General features: G+C 70.6%; 15 protein-coding genes and 1 tRNA gene. 2 read left to right on the forward strand and 14 right to left on the reverse strand.

The window, feature by feature from the left end; all coding sequences use genetic code 11:
- Positions 1–105 precede the first annotated feature (105 nt).
- The 3 genes from ABC271_RS13255 to rplK form a co-directional block, all read right to left on the reverse strand.
- Entirely contained in the window at positions 106–906 is an 801-nt protein-coding gene (locus tag ABC271_RS13255) for an amino acid ABC transporter substrate-binding protein (protein WP_412925309.1), read from the reverse strand.
- Positions 907–1,156: 250 nt separating this feature from the next.
- Entirely contained in the window at positions 1,157–1,849 is a 693-nt protein-coding gene (gene rplA, locus ABC271_RS13260) for a 50S ribosomal protein L1 (RefSeq protein WP_134128556.1), read from the reverse strand.
- 11 nt (positions 1,850–1,860) lie between these two features.
- On the reverse strand, positions 1,861–2,292 hold the full coding sequence (gene rplK, locus ABC271_RS13265; protein ID WP_022880012.1) for a 50S ribosomal protein L11: 432 nt from the start codon (positions 2,290–2,292) through the stop codon (positions 1,861–1,863).
- A 397-nt stretch (positions 2,293–2,689) separates the two neighbouring features.
- Between rplK and ABC271_RS13270 the strand changes: the two genes are divergently transcribed.
- Positions 2,690–3,649, forward strand: coding sequence for a type IV toxin-antitoxin system AbiEi family antitoxin (locus tag ABC271_RS13270; protein WP_412925310.1), 960 nt, complete (start codon positions 2,690–2,692; stop codon positions 3,647–3,649).
- A gap of 222 nt (positions 3,650–3,871) precedes the next feature.
- On the opposite strand, the gene nusG is transcribed toward ABC271_RS13270, so the two are convergent.
- From nusG to gabT, 8 genes are all read right to left on the reverse strand, one after another.
- On the reverse strand, positions 3,872–5,002 hold the full coding sequence (gene nusG, locus ABC271_RS13275; protein WP_412925311.1) for a transcription termination/antitermination protein NusG: 1,131 nt from the start codon (positions 5,000–5,002) through the stop codon (positions 3,872–3,874).
- Between the two features lie 61 nt (positions 5,003–5,063).
- Complete coding sequence (gene secE, locus ABC271_RS13280; protein WP_412925312.1) at positions 5,064–5,339, reverse strand: preprotein translocase subunit SecE; 276 nt, start codon at positions 5,337–5,339, stop codon at positions 5,064–5,066.
- Between the two features lie 43 nt (positions 5,340–5,382).
- Positions 5,383–5,455, reverse strand: a tRNA-Trp gene (locus tag ABC271_RS13285).
- A 171-nt stretch (positions 5,456–5,626) separates the two neighbouring features.
- On the reverse strand, positions 5,627–6,988 hold the full coding sequence (locus ABC271_RS13290) for an NAD-dependent succinate-semialdehyde dehydrogenase (protein WP_412926168.1): 1,362 nt from the start codon (positions 6,986–6,988) through the stop codon (positions 5,627–5,629).
- A 32-nt stretch (positions 6,989–7,020) separates the two neighbouring features.
- On the reverse strand, positions 7,021–8,571 hold the full coding sequence (locus ABC271_RS13295; RefSeq protein WP_412925313.1) for an APC family permease: 1,551 nt from the start codon (positions 8,569–8,571) through the stop codon (positions 7,021–7,023).
- On the reverse strand, positions 8,568–9,467 hold the full coding sequence (locus tag ABC271_RS13300) for a universal stress protein (RefSeq protein ID WP_412925314.1): 900 nt from the start codon (positions 9,465–9,467) through the stop codon (positions 8,568–8,570). The genes ABC271_RS13295 and ABC271_RS13300 overlap by 4 nt, the downstream gene beginning before the upstream one ends.
- On the reverse strand, positions 9,464–11,023 hold the full coding sequence (locus ABC271_RS13305) for a flavin monoamine oxidase family protein (protein WP_412925315.1): 1,560 nt from the start codon (positions 11,021–11,023) through the stop codon (positions 9,464–9,466). The genes ABC271_RS13300 and ABC271_RS13305 overlap by 4 nt, the downstream gene beginning before the upstream one ends.
- Entirely contained in the window at positions 10,915–12,273 is a 1,359-nt protein-coding gene (gene gabT / locus ABC271_RS13310; protein ID WP_412925316.1) for a 4-aminobutyrate--2-oxoglutarate transaminase, read from the reverse strand. Before gabT ends, ABC271_RS13305 begins: the two co-directional genes overlap by 109 nt.
- Before the next feature lie 102 nt (positions 12,274–12,375).
- Here gabT and ABC271_RS13315 point away from each other — a divergent pair, with 102 nt between their 5' ends.
- Positions 12,376–13,890 carry a PucR family transcriptional regulator gene (locus ABC271_RS13315; RefSeq protein WP_412925317.1) on the forward strand — a complete coding sequence of 505 codons (1,515 nt, stop codon included), beginning with the start codon at positions 12,376–12,378 and terminating at the stop codon, positions 13,888–13,890.
- A 3-nt stretch (positions 13,891–13,893) separates the two neighbouring features.
- Here ABC271_RS13315 and ABC271_RS13320 read toward each other — a convergent pair whose 3' ends face one another.
- The 3 genes from ABC271_RS13320 to ABC271_RS13330 form a co-directional block, all read right to left on the reverse strand.
- Positions 13,894–15,177 carry a M18 family aminopeptidase gene (locus ABC271_RS13320; RefSeq protein WP_412925318.1) on the reverse strand — a complete coding sequence of 428 codons (1,284 nt, stop codon included), beginning with the start codon at positions 15,175–15,177 and terminating at the stop codon, positions 13,894–13,896.
- A 154-nt stretch (positions 15,178–15,331) separates the two neighbouring features.
- Positions 15,332–16,459 (reverse strand): LacI family DNA-binding transcriptional regulator, encoded by a 1,128-nt coding sequence (locus tag ABC271_RS13325; protein WP_412925319.1) that lies wholly within the window; start codon positions 16,457–16,459, stop codon positions 15,332–15,334.
- The gene (locus ABC271_RS13330; RefSeq protein WP_412925320.1) at positions 16,456–18,336 is read right to left on the reverse strand and encodes a glycoside hydrolase family 3 protein; all 1,881 of its coding nucleotides are present in this window, start codon (positions 18,334–18,336) and stop codon (positions 16,456–16,458) included. Before ABC271_RS13330 ends, ABC271_RS13325 begins: the two co-directional genes overlap by 4 nt.
- Positions 18,337–18,354: the final 18 nt, after the last annotated feature.

Consider the following 18,354-nt stretch of genomic DNA (forward strand, 5'->3'; position numbering starts at 1 on the left):
CGAGCAGCAGCGTCCAGATGTCGTTCACTCGGCCTCCTTCCTGTCGCGAACGCGGCACGCCCGCCCTCTCACGCTAGGCGGGAGGTGCGGGCGTGCCCCGGGGGTTTACTTCGTGACGTCGGCGCCGAAGTACTTCTGGCTGATCTCGGTCAGGGTGCCGTCGGCGCGAAGCTCTTCGAGCGCGCCGTCGATGGCATCCACCAGGGCCTGCTTGTCTTTCGTGGTCGCGAACGCGCTCTCCGACGTGTCGTCGGTCTCGGCGGCGATCTTCAGACCGGTCGGGCTGTTGGTCTTCTCGTAGTCGAGGTAGGTCAGCTGGTCGTTGATCGTGGCATCGACACGACCCTGCTGCAGGAGGGCGACGGCCTGGGCCCAGCCCTCGACGGCCTCGACCTGCGCACCGCTCTCGGTGGCCAGCTCGTACCAATTGCTCGTGAGCGACTGCGCGGTGGTCTTGCCCGACAGATCGGCGAAGCTCGAGATGGACGAGTCGTCATCGGTGGTCACCACGACGCCGCGCGACACGGTGTACGGCGAGCTGAACAGGTACTTCTCCTGGCGCTCGGGGTTGATCGAGACCTGGTTGCCGATGACGTCGAAGCGGCCCGCCTCGAGGCCCGCGAAGATGGCATCCCACTGGGTCTCCTGGAAGCGGACCTTCAGACCCAGCTTCTCGGCGACCGCCTGGGCGATCTCGACGTCGTAACCGGTGAGCGTGCCCGACTCGTCGTGGAACGAGAACGGGCGGTACGTGCCCTCGGTGGCCACGGTGAGCGTGCCGCCGGAGACGAGACCGAGGTCATCGCCCTGCTCGGCCGAGCCGGACGTGGAGCCGCCGCTGCAGGCGGTGAGGGCGAGGGCGAGGGCGCCGATGGCGGCGGCGAAGACGGGGAGACGACGGGGCATAGCTGTTCCTTGCGTGTGGTGCGGAGGGATTTGCGGGGGGGGGCTGTGGATGCCGGGAGGTCGGGGGCGGCCGGCGGCGCCGAGGCAGGGGGCCGGGCGTACCTCCAGCTCAACACGGATCGGCGTGGCATCCTTCCGGGATGACGCCGTGTTGCACGTCCGTGCACCCGACCGGTGCGTGCGGCAGGTGCGTGCGGCAACGCGAAAGCCCCGCCGGCACGAGGCGCGACGGGGCTTTCGGCGTGGTGCGTCAGGCGAAGACGTTGACGTCCAGCGGGATGCCGGGACCGAAGGTGGTCGAGACGGCGCCCTTCTGGATGTAACGGCCCTTCGAGCTGGACGGCTTGAGGCGGATGATCTCCTCGAGCGCGGCCTTGAGGTTCTCGTCGAGCTGCTCGGCCGAGAACGAGGCCTTGCCGACGACGAAGTGCACGTTGGCGTGCTTGTCGACGCGGAACTCGATCTTTCCGCCCTTGATCTCCTCGACGGCCTTGGCCGGGTTGGGGGTCACGGTGCCGGTCTTGGGGTTCGGCATGAGACCGCGGGGGCCCAGGACCTTACCCAGACGACCGACCTGGCCCATGAGCTCGGGCGTGGCGACCGCCGCGTCGAACGACGTGTAACCGCCGGCGACCTTCTCGATGAGCTCGGCGCCGCCGACCTCGTCGGCACCGGCGGCGAGGGCCGCCTCGGCCGCGGGACCGTTGGCGAAGACGATGACGCGAGCGGTCTTACCCGTGCCGTGGGGCAGGATGACCGTGCCGCGGACCATCTGGTCTGCCTTGCGCGGGTCGACCGAGAGCTTCAGCGCGACCTCGACGGTCGAGTCGAACTTCTTCGAGCCGGTCTCCTTCGCCAGGGCGACGGCCTCGGTGGGGGTGTAGAACGTGTCGGGCGCGACCTTCTCGGCGGCGGCCCGGTATGCCTTGGACTTGGTAGCCATGATTATCTCCCTCAGTCCTCGACCGTGATGCCCATGGAACGGGCGGTACCGGCGATGATCTTGGCCGCGGCCTCGATGTCGTTCGCGTTCAGGTCGGGCTGCTTGGTCGTCGCGATCTCGCGAACCTGCTCCTTGGTGAGCTTGCCCACCTTGGTGGTGTGCGGCGTCGGCGAGCCCTTGGCCAGGCCGGCGGCCTTCTTGATGAGCTCTGCGGCCGGGGGCGTCTTCAGGATGAACGTGAAGCTGCGGTCCTCGTAGACCGTGATCTCGACGGGGATGACGTTGCCGCGCTGGGCTTCGGTCGCCGCGTTGTAGGCCTTGCAGAACTCCATGATGTTGACGCCGTGCTGACCGAGCGCCGGACCGATCGGCGGCGCGGGGTTGGCCGCACCCGCCTTGATCTGGAGCTTGATCAGGCCGGTCACCTTCTTCTTGGGTGCCATATCCTTTTCCTTTCCCGAGCGGCTGCCTTGCGGCAACCTCTCTCCCGCATGCCCGGCCGTTCCGGGTAGCGGTTGCGCTCGCACAGACGCACGAGCAACCTCCCCATCATACGCGATGTCCCGGCATCCGCGCCGCACCCGGTTCCGCCGCCCGCCGCGCGCCGCCGGCCGCCCGCCGCCGCCGTCGCGACAAACGCGCTCTGCACTGAGAAACGCTCGCTGCGAGCGCGTCTCGGTGCAGCAGGCGTTTATCGCGACGCATGGCGCGATCCGCGTGGGCAGCGGGCAGAGGGATGCCATCCGGCACGGCTTCTCCCCATGGCGCCGTGATCGCGAGTTGTCCCCGGATCGGCATCGCACGCCACCGGCGGCTCCGCACGACAGGCACGATCCGTGCATGCACTCGACGCCCGGCATCCGCCCCTGCCCCGCTCCCCTCGTTCACGCGCGAGATGCCCGGGAAGCGGGAATGCACCTGGATCTGCGCGACACGGCCGTCCGCGTCCGCCGCGGGGTCTACACCTCGCGGATGCGGTGGGAGTCGCTCGCCGAATGGGATCGCTATCTGGTCCGCGTGCACGCGTTCGCCCTCACCCGGCCGGAGGCTGTGTTTTCGCATGAATCGGCGGCAGCGCTCTGGGGCCTCCCGCTCTTCGGTCACCCGCGCGACATCCACATCTTCGACGCACGCCGCGCGCGGTCGCTGCGGTACGGCGACGTCGTCGCTCATACGAGCGTCGACACCCGCTCGTCCAGGATGGTCGACGGCATCCGCACGACGACGATCACCGACACGGCGCTCGACCTGATCCGGTGTCTGTCGCCCGCCTTCGCCCTCGCGGTCACCGACGCCGCTCTCCGCTCGCATCCCCACGACGTCTCCCTGGAGGCGCTGCGCTCGATCGCCGCCGACCAGAAGAACGCCCGCGGACGAGCACGCATCCCGTGGGTCTTGGATCGCGCCGATGGGCGGTCGGAGTCCGTCGGGGAATCGGTCAGCCGCGCCGTCATCGAGTGGTGCGGATTCCCCGCCCCCGAACTCCAGCAGTCTCACGTCGTGGGAGGCCGAACGTACCGGAGCGACTTCTCGTGGCCGGATGCCCAGCTGATCGGCGAATCCGACGGCTGGGCGAAGTACGGCGAGGAGGTCGGTGAGGCGACCCGCGCCATCCGCGCGGAGAAGGCGCGCGAGAATGCGCTCAGCAGGGCGGGGTGGACGCTCGTACGGTGGGACCTCGCCGCCGCGCTGCGGGGGTCGGATCTTCGGGACGCCCTGGCCGGGGCGGGCCTTCGCCCCGTCCGCCGCCCCGACACCGCCCGCCTGCTTGCCATCGGCCACAACCCCCGCTCGCGCTGACCCTGAGAGATGGCGTGAGAAACGCTCGCTGCACTGGGAAACGCTCGCGGCGAGAGTTTCCCAGTGCAGGAAGCGTTTATCGCGGAAGACCGGCAACGCAGCGCGCGCCCGAGCGCGCCGCACGCACCCCGACGCGCCGCACCCCGACGCGACGCCCACCCAAACGCGGAACGCCCCGCGCGGCACAGGCCGGACGGGGCGTTCGCGCGGACGCGCAGGGCGTCAGATCATCTTGGTGACCTGGTCGAACGACAGCTCGACCGGGGTCTCGCGCTCGAAGAGCGACACCAGCACCGTGAGCTTGCCGCTCTCGGGCTTGATCTCGCTGATCGTGCCGGGCAGGCCCGCGAAGGAGCCTTCCTTGATCGTGATGGTCTCGCCGGTCTCGAAGTCGACCTCGGCGGGGATGACGCGCTGGGCCACCGGGGCGCCCTTGGCTCCACCGCCCTTGACGGGTGCGGACTCCTTCACCTCGACGAGGCTCTTGAGCATGTTGAACGCCTCGTCGAAGCGCAGCGGCGTCGGGTTGTGGGCGTTGCCCACGAAGCCCGTGACGCCGGGGGTGTGACGCACGACCGACCAGGTGTCTTCGTTGAGGTCCATGCGCACGAGCACGTAGCCCGGGATCCGCACGCGCGTGACCATTTTGCGCTGGCCGTTCTTGATCTCGACGACGTCCTCCATGGGGACCTCGACCTGGTAGATGTCGTCCTCGACCTCGAGCGTCGACTTGCGCTGCTCGATGTTGGCCTTCACCTTGCGCTCGAAACCGGCGTACGAGTGGATGACGTACCACTTGCCCGGCAGCGAACGCAGCTCGACGCGGAACGCCTCGTACGGGTCGAGGTCTTCGTCGTCGGCGGAGTCCTCGTCGACCGGTGCCTCGGCGGCGTCGGCGGGAGAGACGGATGCCTCGACCTCGTCGACGACGCTGGCCGCGCCCGCGACCTCGTCGACGAAGTCCTCGTCGAGCACGGGCTCGTCGGGCTCGCCGTTGATGTCGGGGCCGTCGTAGGGGGTGACCTCGTCCGCGGCCTCGGCCGCCTCTTCGGCAGCCTCCTCGGCGAGCGAATCGTTGAGGACCTCGGCCGCAGCCTCGGCCTCGCTGGCCTCGTCGATCTCGAGTGCGTCGTTCACGATGGCGTCCGCCTCCGGGTCGGTGATGTCGATGTCGCCGAGGTCATCGGCGTCGTCGTCGTTCTCGTCGTCGACGATGTGGATGGCGGTGTGCTCGGCCGCGTCGGAGGCGTGCTCCTGGGAGGCCAGGATGTCGCCCTCCTGCGCCTCGTCGTCCTCGCTGGACTGCTCGGCCGTGGGCGCCCAATCGGCGTCGTCGACATATCTTTCAGACACTGGTGATCTCTTCCGTTCTGGAGCGGCCGCTCGTGGGGCCGAGCGTCCGCCGAAGCGCCGGTCAGGCGCCGGCAGCGCCCGGGATGCCGAACACGGCGCTGGTCAGCCACACGAACAGCACGTCGAGGCCGTAGACGAGCGCCATCATCACGACGACGAACCCGAGGACCACGGCGGTGAACTTGACCAGTTCCTGCCGCGTGGGCGTAACGACCTTGCGCAGTTCCGCGATGACCTGACGGATGAAAAGAGCGATCCGCGCGAAGAAGTTGAGCTTCTTCTCGCGGGGCGCGCCGCGTTCTGCGACGATCTCGCCTCTCGCCTCGTCCTGCGTCATCGAACCACCTAGGTCGCTTCTCGTTGCCAGCGTGCGCTGTGCGCAGGGCGGACAGGAATCGAACCTGCAACCTGCGGTTTTGGAGACCGCTGCTCTGCCAATTGAGCTACCGCCCTAAGACCCGCGGGGGGTCCGGGATGGTGAAACCGACACGCTTTCGCCAGGAATCTCTCGGGGAGGGATGCCGCCTGTGCGCGGGGCACGGCGAAAGAATGCAGATTTCTCCTGCACGTCCCAGTCTATGTCATGTCCCCCGGCGTGGCGAACCGCGCCGGGGACACGGCGATTCAGGCCGTACGGATGAGCTTCTTGTTGACGAACTCGTCGGCAGCGAGAAGCCCCATCTCGCGAGCGGTGCCGCTGCGCTTGACGCCACCGAACGGCAGCTCGGGCGAGTCGGCGAGAACGAGGTTCACATAGACCATTCCGGCCTCGATCCGCTCCGCGATGCGCTCGGCCTGCGCGGCATCCGTGGTGAAGACGTACGAGCCGAGACCGAAGCCGGTGTCGTTCGCGATCGCGACCGCCTCGTCCTCCCCCGACACGCGATACACCGTGGCGACCGGGCCGAAGAACTCTTCGCCGTAGGCATCCATGTCGCTCGTGACCCCCGTGAGGACCGTGCCGGGGTAGTACGCGCCGTCGCGTGTTCCACCGACCTCGAGCGTCGCGCCCTGAGCCACGGCGCGCTGGACCTGCTCGTCGAGGCGCTCGGCGGCGGCGAGGGACGAGAGAGGGCCCAGCACCGTGTCCTCGGCGAACGGGTCGCCGACCTTCGCTTCGCCCAGCGCCGTACTGAACTTGGCGAGGAACGCGTCGTAGAGGTCGTCGACGACGAGGAACCGCTTGGCGCCGTTGCAGGACTGGCCGTTGTTGTCCAGACGCGCGTCGACCGCGGCCTGCACGGCGGCGTCGAGGTCGTCGGTGGAGAGCAGGATGAACGGATCGGACCCGCCGAGTTCCAGGGCGACCTTCTTGAGGTTGCGACCGGCGATCTCGGCGACGGCGGCGCCGGCGCGCTCGGAGCCGGTGACCGAGACACCCTGCACGCGGGGGTCGGCGATGATCGTGGCGGCCTGGTCGTTCGTGACGCGGATGTTGACGTAGGCGCCCTCGGGGAGCCCGGCGTCGCGGTAGATCAGCTGCAGCGCCTCGGCGGACTCGGGGCACTGCGGCGCGTGCTTGAGGAGGATGCTGTTCCCCACCGCGAGGTTCGGGGCGGCGAAGCGGGCGACCTGGTAGTACGGGAAGTTCCACGGCATGATGCCCAGCAGCGGGCCCAGGGGCGACCGCCGGATGACCGCGGTGCCCTCGCCCAGGATGTCGATGGGGGTGTCGCCGACGATCTTGTCGATGTTGTCGGCGTAGTACTCGGTGATGTCGGCGGCGAAGTCGACCTCGCCGAGCGCGGCCTCCAGCGGCTTCCCCATCTCGCGCACGATGATCGCGGCGAGGTCGTCGCGGCGGTCACGGTGCAGTTGGGCGACGCGCCGGAGGGCCTCGGCGCGCTGAGCCGGTGCCGTGCGGGACCAGACGCGGTATCCGTCGCGAGCGGCGGAGATGGCGGCCTCGACGCCCGCGTCGGACAGGGTGTCGTATTCGGCGAGGGTCTCCCCCGTGGCAGGGTTGACGACGGCGTAGTCACTCATGAAGGCTCCCGTGTTGGTGTCGTGGTCGAAGGTCACTGGGCGAGGCGGCGGGCGCGGCGGGCGCTCGGCGGGGCGTCGATCGCGAGGGTCTCCCCGCGGAAGAAGGCCGGTCGGCGGAAGTACTGCACGACCATGATGACCGCCCCGAGCAGGATGATGGTGACGCCGAGGACGAACACCAGGCCCACCCCGCCGATCTCGGAGCCGCTGCCGTACTCGGGGTTCATGCTGTCGATCAGGGTCGTGATGAAGATGACCGCGAGGATCACGCCGCCCACGAGCGGGAACAGCAGCGTGAAGAAGACGTTCCGCGCGGAGTCGAACCACTGCTTGCGGAAGTACCAGACGCACGCGAATGCGGTGAGGCCGTAGTAGAAGCAGATCATGATGCCGAGGGTCAGGATCGTGTCCGAGAGCACGTTGACGCTCACCACCCGCATCACGGCGTAGAAGCCGGCGGCGACGATCGCCGACACGATCGTGGCGTATCCGGGGGTGAAGAACCGCGGGCTGACCGTGGCGAACTTCGGCGGCAGGGCGCCGTAATGCCCCATGGCCAGCAGGGTGCGCGCCGGGCCGACGAACGTGGATTGCAGCGAGGATGCCGAGCTGGTCAGCACCGCGAGCGACACGAACGCGGCGAAGGGCCCGAGGATCGGCCCCGCCAGCGCGAAGAACGCGTTGTCCTGGATCTCGGGGTTGCCCAGTCCGAACTCGCCGTCGCCGATGCCGGCGAACATGATCATGGACACCGCCAGCAGCAGGTACAGCGACACGATCGTGACGACCGTGATCGTCGCCGCGCGACCGGGGGTCCTCTCGGCGTCCTTCGTCTCCTCGTTCATCGTGAGGGTGACGTCCCACCCCCAGAAGATGAAGATCGACAGCGACACGCCCGCGGCGAACGCGCTGAAGGACGACACCGCGAACGGGTTGAACCACGCCCAGTCGAACGGCGTCGGGTCGAAGGCATCCCCGCCCACGACGTGCGCGATCGCGACGATCGCGAACACGACGAGCACGATCACCTGGAAGCCCACGAGCACGTACTGCAGCTTCTGCGTCGTCTGCATGTCGCGGTACGACACCACCGTCGCCCCGAGGACGAACAGCAGGCACACGATGATGTTGATCGGCAGATTGGATGCCAGATCCGCCACGCCGGGCTGCCCGGTGAGCTGCGAGATGAGCAGGAAGAGGAAGTCGACGGCGATCCCGGCGAGGTTGGACAGCACGATCACGGTGGCGGCGATGAGGCCCCACCCGGCCATCCAGCCGATCCACGGGCCGAAAGCGCGCGCCGCCCACGTGAACGACGTGCCCGAGTCGGGCATCCGGTTGTTGAGTTCGCGATAGCCGAAGGCGACGAGCAGCATCGGGATGAACCCGACCAGGATGATGGCCGGAACCTGCACGCCGACGGCGCCGACGGTGGGGCCGATCGCGGCGGTGAAGGTGTACGCCGGGGCGATGCAGGAGATGCCGATGACGACGGCGCCGAGCAGACCGATCGTGCCGGCGCTCAAGCCCTTCTTCGACAGGCCGCCGGCGTCACTGCCGGTGGCGGGGGCGGGAGCGGTCATGGCCGCGATCCTTCCGGGGACGAGGCGTCGGCACGACTGCGTGGCACGACGACGAGGGGGACGGGCAGCTCGTGCAGCATCTTCGCCGCGGTCGAGCCGAGGAACAGGCGCCGCGGCTGCGCGAGACGGCTGCTGCCGACCATCACGAGCTCGGCGGGATCCCAGGGCAGCTCGCGCACGGCTTCTTCGATGCTGTCGCCGTCGGCGACCACCACCTCGGCCGCGAGGTCGGTGGGCAGCTCGACGCGGGCCTGGGACAGCACCTCTTCGGCGTGCGCGGCACCGGCGATGCGAATCGCGCCGGTGGCCAGCCCCGGCGGCAGGTCGACGGTGACCAGCGACAGCAGGCGCAGGGGAACGGATGCCGCGGCGGCGAGCGCGATGCTCTCGTCCCGCAGCACGTCCGCGCCGGGTCGGCTGCCGATCGCGGTGGTGATCCGGCTGATGCCGACGGCGGGGTCCACGCGCCGCGATCCCTCGGGCGCGAGCACCACCGGCACGTCCGAGGAGTGCAGGAGCTCGGACGCGACCGTCCCGAGCCGGTGTCGTCCGCGCAGACCGCCGTTGGCGGCGCCCACCACGATGTACCCGGCGCGGATCTCGTCGGCGAACGCCACGAGACCCTCGGCGAACGAGTCGGCGAGACGGACGTGCTCGCGGTGCGGCACGGCATCCCGGATCGTCGCCGCGGCCTCCCCCAGCCACCGCTCGGCCTGATCGGCCACGAGCCGCGCGTACGCGGCATCCGGAGGGGTGATGACGCTGCGGGTGTCGTCGGGCAGCACGAGGACCACCTCGAGCGGCGCCCCGATCGCCCGGGCCAGGCGGATGCCGAGCGCGAGGGCGTCGGCGCCGGTGTCGGTCGCGGTGTATCCCACGACCACCGGGGCGGTCATCCGCGGGCCCGTTCCAGGATCTCGTCGGCGGCGCGGTGTCCCTGGCGGATCGCGCCGTCGACGTGCTGGTAGCCGGCGCCGGCCATGTCGCTGCACGCGAGGTGGATCGGGCCGACCGGTTCGCGCAGGTCGGCGCCGTAGCGGTTCAGGCCACCCAGGTCGAAGCTCGCGGCGTAGGCGCCACGCGTCCACTCCTCGGTGCCCCAGTCGCTCTCGTAGTAGACGATCGGGTCCTTGGCTTCGGGTCCGTAGTAGTGCGACAGCGACTCGAGGATGCGCTCCTTGCGTTCCTCGGCGCTCAGGCGGAAGAGGTCGTCGGCGTTCTGGTCCGACACGAAGCCCACCAGGGTGCCGCGCTCGTCGCCGTGGTTGGTGTTGTCGTACGCCTCGTGCGACAGCTCGTAGGGGCTGAACGCGGTGCCCGACAGGCCCTGCTCGCGCCAGAACGGGCGGTCGTACACGGCGTGCACCTTGATGACGAACCCCATCGAGATGTGCTGGTGCATCTGGTGCTGCAGGCGCGGCAGCGGCGGCTCGAACGAGATGCGCGTGTAGAGCACCGGGGCCAGGGCCAGGATCGCGAAGCGCGCACGGACGGTGACGCCGTCGGCGATCGCGGTGACACCCTCGTCGCCCCACTGCAGGGTGCGGACCGGCTGGTTCAGGAGCACGTCGTCGCCCAGGCGCTCGGCGAGGTGCTCGGGCACCTGCTGCAGGCCGCCGACGACCCGCTTGTCGAGGATGAAGTCGGCGTCGACGAGGTGCGAATACGACCCCGCGGATGCCGCCATGAGCAGCGACTGCAGAAGCGAGAACGTGTGGGTCGGCTTGGTGAGCATCGCCGAGCCCGTGGCGAACGCGAGGTTGCGGACGGCTTCGTCGTCGTCGGTCTGCTGACGCAGCCACGCGTCCCACGAGATCTTGTCCCACTCGGCGGCGTTCGGGTGCTCCCACGGCTTGTCGGGGTCGATCTCGGCGACCATGGCATCCAGGCGGGCGGTGATCTCGTCGATGACCTTCTCGGTCTCGGGAGCCACCGGGAACATCTCGCCCGTGAAACGCTTCGCGACCCCGTCGGGGCCGACGTACACGCTGTCGCCCTCGCGGTAGCGGCTGTAGGTGGACAGCCCCAGGTCGGCGACGGTGTCGATGAGCGCCTGCTGATCGGGCGAGACCCATTGGCCGCCGAGCTCGAGCATGGCTCCGTCGATCACGTCGGTCCACAGGCGCCCGCCGACGCGGTCGCGCGCCTCGAGCACGACGACCGACAGACCGGCCTTGCGCAGGTCGTTCGCGGCGGTGAGGCCCGCGGCCCCCGCCCCGATGACGACGACGTCACGCGTGATCTCGTCCATGAAATCTTCTCTCTCTGCGTCGGTGACCCGGGATGGTGCGGCGAACGGGGGCGGCGCGTTCGGGTCGGATGCCGCCCCCTCGGGTCTTTCGCTCAGTGGCGCGCGAGCACTCCGGCCACGACGTCGATTCCCTCGTTCAGGAGATCGTCGCCGATCGACAGCGGCGGAAGGAAACGGATGACGTTGCCGTACGTGCCGCACGTGAGCACGATCACGCCCTCCGCGATCGCCGCCTTGGCCACGGCTCCGGTGAGCGCGGCATCCGGGGCACCGGTGGCGGGGTCGACGAACTCGGCCGCGATCATGGCTCCGTGGCCACGGACGTCGCCGATGCGCGGGTCGTCCTGCTGCAGCGCGCGCAGGCGGGAGAGGAGGATCTCCCCGATCTCGCGCGCGCGCTCGATGAGGCCGTCGTTCTCGAACGCGTCGATCGCGGCGAGCGCGGCCGCGCACGCGATCGGGTTGCCGCCGTAGGTTCCGCCGAGGCCACCGGTGCGGGTGGCATCCATCATCTCGGCGCGCCCCGTGACGGCCGCGAGCGGCAGACCGCCGGCGATGCCCTTGGCGGTCGTGACGAGGTCGGGCACGATGCCGAAGATCTCAGAGGCGAACATCGCCCCGGTGCGGGCGAAGCCGGACTGGACCTCGTCGGCGATGAAGACCACGCCGTTCGCGCGGCACCAGTCGACGAGGGCCGGGAGGAAACCGTCGGCGGGGACGATGAAGCCGCCCTCGCCCTGGATGGGTTCGATGATGACGGCCGCGAGGTTCTCGGCGCCGACCTGCTTCTCGATGAGCGAGATCGCCTTGGCCGCAGCCTCGGGGCCGGACAGCCCGTCGCGGAAGGGGTAGGACAGCGGAGCGCGGTAGACCTCGCCCGCGAAGGGACCGAAGCCGCTCTTGTACGGCATGTTCTTGGCCGTGAGCGCCATCGTGAGGTTCGTGCGGCCGTGGTATGCGTGGTCGAATGCGACGACGGCCTGGCGTCCGGTGTGCTTGCGGGCGATCTTGATCGCGTTCTCGACCGCCTCGGCGCCGGAGTTGAACAGCGCGCTCTTCTTCGCGTGGTCGCCGGGGGTGAGTCGGTTGAGGGCTTCGGCGACCGAGACGTAGGACTCGTACGGCGAGACCATGAAGCACGTGTGGGTGAACGCGGCCACCTGCTCCTGCACCGCGGCGACGATCGCCGGGTGGGAGTTGCCGACGGAGGTGACCGCGATGCCCGACCCGAGGTCGATGAGCGAGTTGCCGTCGGCGTCGACGACGACTCCCCCGCCGGCGGCGACGGCATGGATGGGGGCGGTGTGGCCGACACCGGCCGAGACCGCGGCGGCCTTGCGATCCAGGAGCTCCTGCGAGCGAGGTCCGGGGATGCTGGTGACCAGGCGGCGCTCCTGCGGGAGGGAGGGGCCGCCGATGGGGGGCGCGGTGACGGTGTGCGGTGCGGTCATGTTCGGGAGCGTAGGCAACGCCGCCGGGCACCGGCACCTGCCGTCCTGTACATTCTGGTTACCCCGCTGTACGAGCCGTACAGCGCATTCCGCGGGAGCCCCATGGATGCCACCGACACCCCCACGCTCGGCGCACTGCTGCGCCGCCGCGATCTGCACCTGCGCCTCGAGACCGGTGAGCCCGAGGCGCTCGCACGCCCCGTGCGGTGGGTGCACAGCAGCGATCTCGCCGACCCCACCCCGTTCCTCTCGGACGGACAGGTGCTCCTGACCACGGGCACCCAGTTCCAGGGCCCGGCCGGCGCGTCCGCGGCCGACTACGTGCAACGGCTGACGGCGCGGGGGGTCGCGGGCCTGGGCTTCGGCACGGAGGTCGTGCGCGACGGCATCCCGCCCGAGCTCGCCGCCGCGTGCCGCGACGCCGGCCTTCCGCTCTTCGAGGTCCCCTATCGCACGCCGTTCATCGCCGTCGCCCGCGCCAACGCCGAGGCGATCGCCGCCGAAGCCTATGCGCGCCGCACGTGGGCGCTGTCGGCGCAGCGCGCGATCGCCCTCGCCGCGCTCCGCCCGGACGGGCTCGGCGCGACCCTCGCCGAACTCGCCCGCCAGCTGGGCACGTGGGTGGGCCTGTACGACGCGGCCGGCGAGCTCACGCGCGAGCACCCGGGCGGAGACCTGGATGCCGAGACCGCGGGCGCTCTGAGCGACGAGGTCGCGGCGGTGCTGCGGCGAGGCGCGCGGGCGGCCTCGGCGCTGCGCATCGCGGGACGCCCGTTCACGCTGCAGACCCTTGGGAGGGGCGGGCACTTGCGCGGTGTCATCGCCATCGCGGCCGGCGAACTCGACCAGGAGGGGCGCGGTGTCGTCACGGCCGTCATCGCGATGGCCGGCCTCGCCTTCGAGCAGCACCAGGGTCTCAGCCGGGCCCGGGGAGCGCTGCGGGCGGGTCTCGTGCAGTCGCTGCTGACCGACGACGCCACGCTCGCGCGACGCATCGCGCGCGACGCGTGGGGGCCGCTGCCGACCGCGCCCGTGGTCGTCGCGCTCACCGACGCGGCAGCCGGGCACAGCGGGGGGCTCGCGGAACTGCTCGAGCTGCGGGCGGAGGAGCGCCGGGGCGCGGTGTTCTTCGGCCGCGCGGACGACGGCATGGTCATCGTCGTCCCCGCCGATGAGCGTCAGGCGATCGACGAGGCCGCCGAGCGCTTCGGCGCGCGGATCGGGGTGTCCGACGCGACCGGGTACGACCGGTTCGCGGCCGCTGTCGAGCAAGCCCGCGTGGCCCGAGCTCGCGGGCGGCAGACGGTGACGACGTTCGCCGAGGTCGCGGCATCCGGTGTCCTCTCGGCTCTCGGCCCCGACGCCGCGGCCCTCGCCGCCGCCGAGCTCGCGCCGCTCACCTCCCACGATGGCGCCGAGGGCTCCCGCCTCGTGGAGACGCTGCGCGCGTGGCTCGACAACGACTGCTCGCACGAGCTGACCGCCCAGGCGCTCGGCGTCCACCGGCACACCGTTCGCACACGCCTGGCCCTGGCCGAACGCCTGCTCGGTCGCGACCTGTCGTCGTTCGCGACCCGCGCCGAGCTCTGGGCGGCACTGCGGGTGCAGGGGGCCTGAGGCTCAGCCGACGAAGTACGCCTCGGCGACCCGGGCGAGCGCGTGCAGATCGGTGACACCGGCGAGCTCGCGCGCCGAGTGCATGGACAGGATCGGGATGCCGACGTCGACCGTGCGGATGCCGAGGCGCGCAGCCGTCAGCGGCCCGATGGTCGATCCGCACGGGACGGCGTTGTTCGACACGAACTCCTGCGCGGCGATTCCGGCAGCGGCGCACCACCCGTGCCACGCGGCCGCGCCGACACCGTCGGTCGCGTACCGCTGGTTGGCGTTGATCTTCAGGATCGGTCCCGACCCCAGCCGCGGTTGCACGACCGGATCGTGCTTCTCGGGGTAATTGGGGTGCACGGCATGACCCACGTCGCTCGACACGCACCAGCTGCGCGAGAGGGCTCGATGTTGTGCGTCGCGATCCATGTCGAGCGAGAGATGGATCCGCTCGATCACGTCGGAGAGGAACGGACCGGATGCCCCGGACCGCGTGGCCGAGCCCACCTCTTCGTGGTCGAAGACGGCGAGCATCGCGATGTCGGCTCCATCGAATCCGTCGGACGCGTGCTCGAGGGCGACGACACCCGCGTGCACGGACGCCAGATCGTCGAGCCGCCCCGCGGCGAAGAACGCGTCATCGGCCCCGAACACCACTCCGCGGGCCGCGTCGGCCGTCACGAGGTCGTAGCCACGGATGCGGGAAGCATCCACACCCGCCGTCCGCGCAATCTCGCCGAGGAGATCCGCCGACTCCGTCTCACCGAGACCCCAGACCGGCTGCGTGTGCGACTGCTTGTCGAGTGTGAGGGCGTCGTTGGCGGAACGGTCGAGGTGGATCGCGAGCTGCGGGAGACGGAGGAGCGGCCCCGTCGCGGCCAGCACCTGCGTGCCGTCCTCGAGCACGAGTCGTCCGGCCAGACGCAGCTCCCGGTCGAGCCACGAGTTCACCAGCGGGCCGCCGTACACCTCGACGCCGGCCTGCAGCCAGCCCAGGCGACCGGTCGTCGGTTTCGGCTTGAGCGCGAACCCCGGCGAGTCGCTGTGCGCACCGAAGACGCGCACGGCCGTTGCCCGTGTGGCCGATCCCGGCACGATCCAGGCGATCACGGCACCATCGCGCACGACGACGAAGCGACCTCCCGGCTGGGCGGGCCACTCCTCACCCTCACGCAGGGTCGTGAATCCGGCATCCGTCAGGCGCCGTGCCACTTCCGCGGCAGCGTGGAAGCTCGACGGCGAGGCCGCGACGAAGTCGGCGAGATCCTCGGCGTGGGCGAGTGCGGCGGGTGCGGGCACGAACGGACCTCCGGGTTGGGAACCGTTCGATCGTAGTTCGGGTACCCTCCCGCGGAGCCCGTGCCCGACACGCCGGCCCGTAGCCCCGCGGCCGGGCGCGCCGCCCACGAACTCCGCACGACGGCGAAGCGGATGCCGCTGTCAGACGCCGCCGTCAGCAGCCGCAGCTCGCCCGGACGACCAGCCGCGGCTCGAACACCACGTCGAAGGGACGGTCGGCGGGGCCGGCGACCCCGGCGAGGATGCGCGCCGCCGCACGGCCCATCGCCTCCATCGGCTGCCGGACGGTCGTCAACGGCGGGGAGCTCAACCGCGCCGCGAGCGTGCCGTCGAAACCGGTCACCACGACGTCCTCCGGTACCCGCAGCCCCTCGGCGGCGAGCGCGTCGAGCACGGCGAACGCGTGCTGGTCGGTCGCGCAGACCAGCGCCTGGGGCAACCGCCCGTCGGCGATGAGCCCGCGCAGTTGCGGCACGAGCTCGTCCTCGCCGCGGACCGTGGCGTCGATGACCTGCGGCCGCAGCAGGAGCCCGAGGTCGGCGAGACCGTCCTGCAGCCCGGTCAGACGCTCCGCCGTGTCGGAGGCCTCGGGACGTCCGACGAAGGCGATGTCGCGGATGCCGTGCTCCCGCACGAGATGGGCGGCGAGGGCGCGCATCCCGCCGGCGTTGTCGACGCGTACCCGGTGGTGGTGATCGTCACCGGGGGTCGCGCTGAAAAGGACGATCGGGATCGTCGGAGCGTACCGCGCCAGAGCGGGGGCCGTCTGGGGCGAGGGGAAGATCGCCAGCCCGTCCACGCGGCCCGCGGTGTCGGCGACGGAGACGTCGGTGCCGGCGCCGCTGCTGAGCATCACGGGGCGCCCGAGCGCCCAGCACTCCAGTTCGAACCCGCGCTGCACCTCGTCGACATAGAGCGGGAACGCCCGGGGGTCGGACAGCACGTCGTCATCGGTCTGCGCCCACGGGATCACGCCGTCGACGTCGAGCCCGGGCATCGCGAGCCCCGTCATCGACGGCGTCTGCGTGAGAGGGTCGGCCCGCTCCAGCAGCAGGTCGAACGCGTGCAGGCCGAGGGTGCCCGTCCGGCCGTGCGCCAGACCCCGCGCCGCGGCGCTGGGGGCGTACCCCAGACGTCGTGCGGCGGCGAGGACCCGATCCCGGGTGGCCTCACTGAGCTTGTCTGGGCGGCGGAACGCGAACGACACCGACGCGATCGAGACGTTCGCCTCCTGCGCGACGTCGTAGACGGTCGGTCGACGTGTCGCGTCCGCTTCGCTCATCGGTGCGCGTACCCCCTTATCGGCCCCAGCGCGTCCTCCACACCCGAAATCTCCAGCCCGAAGTGCACGGGGAAGACGGGGTCACCGGTGTCCGACGGTACATCCTCGCGCGACGCGCGGACGGCATCCATCGACCGGGGGATCTCGATCGGCAGGCGCCCCTGAGGTGCCACGCGCCCGGTCAGGGCGTCCAAGACGGCACGTGCGGAACTGCCGTAATCGGCGACGATGGCCGCCGCGTGCCCGACGAACGGGGTGAGAATCGCGGGGCGGTCGAGGTTCACGACGAGGACCAGGGGGCAGGATGCCGCGATCTGCCGCAGCCGGTACACCAGGCCCGGCGCGAACTCGAGGGAGCCCTGGTGGAACCACGCCTCGAGGAAGAGATCGTCGCGCGGGTCGAAGGGGGCTCCGATGCGCACGAGGGCGAGGTCGGCATCCGCCGGGTCGGCCACGACCCGCCCGAGCTCGTGCACGTCGCCGGGACGGAAGCCCTCGACGTACACGGCGCCGACGGGGCGAAGGGGCAGCGTCGATCCCTCGTTCACCAGCACCGTGAGCGAGCGCGCCTGCGCGCGCTCCCCCAGGGCACGGAAATCGGCGTTGCCGACGATCCGCTCGGCCTCCTCGACGTCGACGAAGGGATCGTCGAACAGCCCGAGGGCGAACTTCACCCGCAGAAGGCGCCGCGCCGAGGCGTCGATCCGCTCCTCGGACACGCGACCCGAGCGGACGAGGTCGACGAGCATGTCGACGCACTCCTCGCCGCCGAACTGGTCGGCACCGGCATCCAGGATCTTCTCCATGCGCTCGCGCGCCGTGAGCTCTTCGACGCCCCACGCGCGCGCCGGCAGCACCTGGTCGCCGACGTGGTTGTCGTTCACGAGCTCCCAGTCGGTGACGACGACGCCGTTGTAGCCCAGCTCCTCGCGCAACAGGCCCGTGACGATCTGCTTGTTGTACCCGAAACCGACCTCCTCGACCGGGCGCCCGTCGAGCTCGAGCCCGACCGGCATGCCGTAGTACGGCATCATGCCGGCGGTGCCGCAGCGGATCGCCTCGCGGAACGGCTCGAGGTGGTAGTCGAACATGCCACCGGGGTAGACCTGCTCGCGGCCGTACGGGAAGTGCGCGTCCTCGCCACCCTGCTGCGGCCCTCCGCCGGGGAAGTGCTTCGTCGTACAGGCGACGCTGTCGGGGCCGAGCTGCTCGCCCTGGAATCCGCGGAGGTACGCGGCGGTGAACTCCGCGACGCGTGCGGAGTCCTGCCCCAGGGTCTGCGCCTGGCGACCCCACCGCGGCTCGGTGGCGAGGTCGATCTGCGGGTGCAACGCGGCGCGGATTCCGACGGCGACGTACTCGCGGCGGGCCACCTCGGCGAACTCGCGCACGGTCTCGACGTCGTCGAGGGCCGCGAGCCCCAGCCCCTCGGGCCACTGCGAGAACGGCCCCGCCGCGAAACCGACCCCCGTGTTCTCGACGAACGCGTGGCGCGGGTCGGTGCTGATGGTGACCGGGATGCCATGGGGCGTCGACTCGGCGAGAGCCTGCAGCGCGTTGTTCCAGGTCGCCGCCTGCCGGGCCGTGCGGATCGCGTGAACGTTGAAGTGGGTCATGTTCTTGCCGAGCACGACGGTGGTCGTCGGCGACTTCGAGATCCGACCGGGAGCCTCCAGCAGCTCGCCGTCCTCGCCCACCTCGATGACGGTCTGGAACATCAGACCGCACTTCTCCTCGAGGCTGAGCCGCCCGAGGAGATCCTCGGTGCGCTCGTCGACGCTGCGGCGCGGGTCTTCGTACGGGTCCATCACCCCATTGCCGTTGAGATCGCGGAAGCGCGTGCCGTCGAGCGCGGTGAGGAATCGGGGGGAGGTCATGGCATCCTTTCGGATCGG

This window comes from Microbacterium canaveralium (genome assembly GCF_047238045.1).
Lineage (GTDB): Bacteria > Actinomycetota > Actinomycetes > Actinomycetales > Microbacteriaceae > Microbacterium.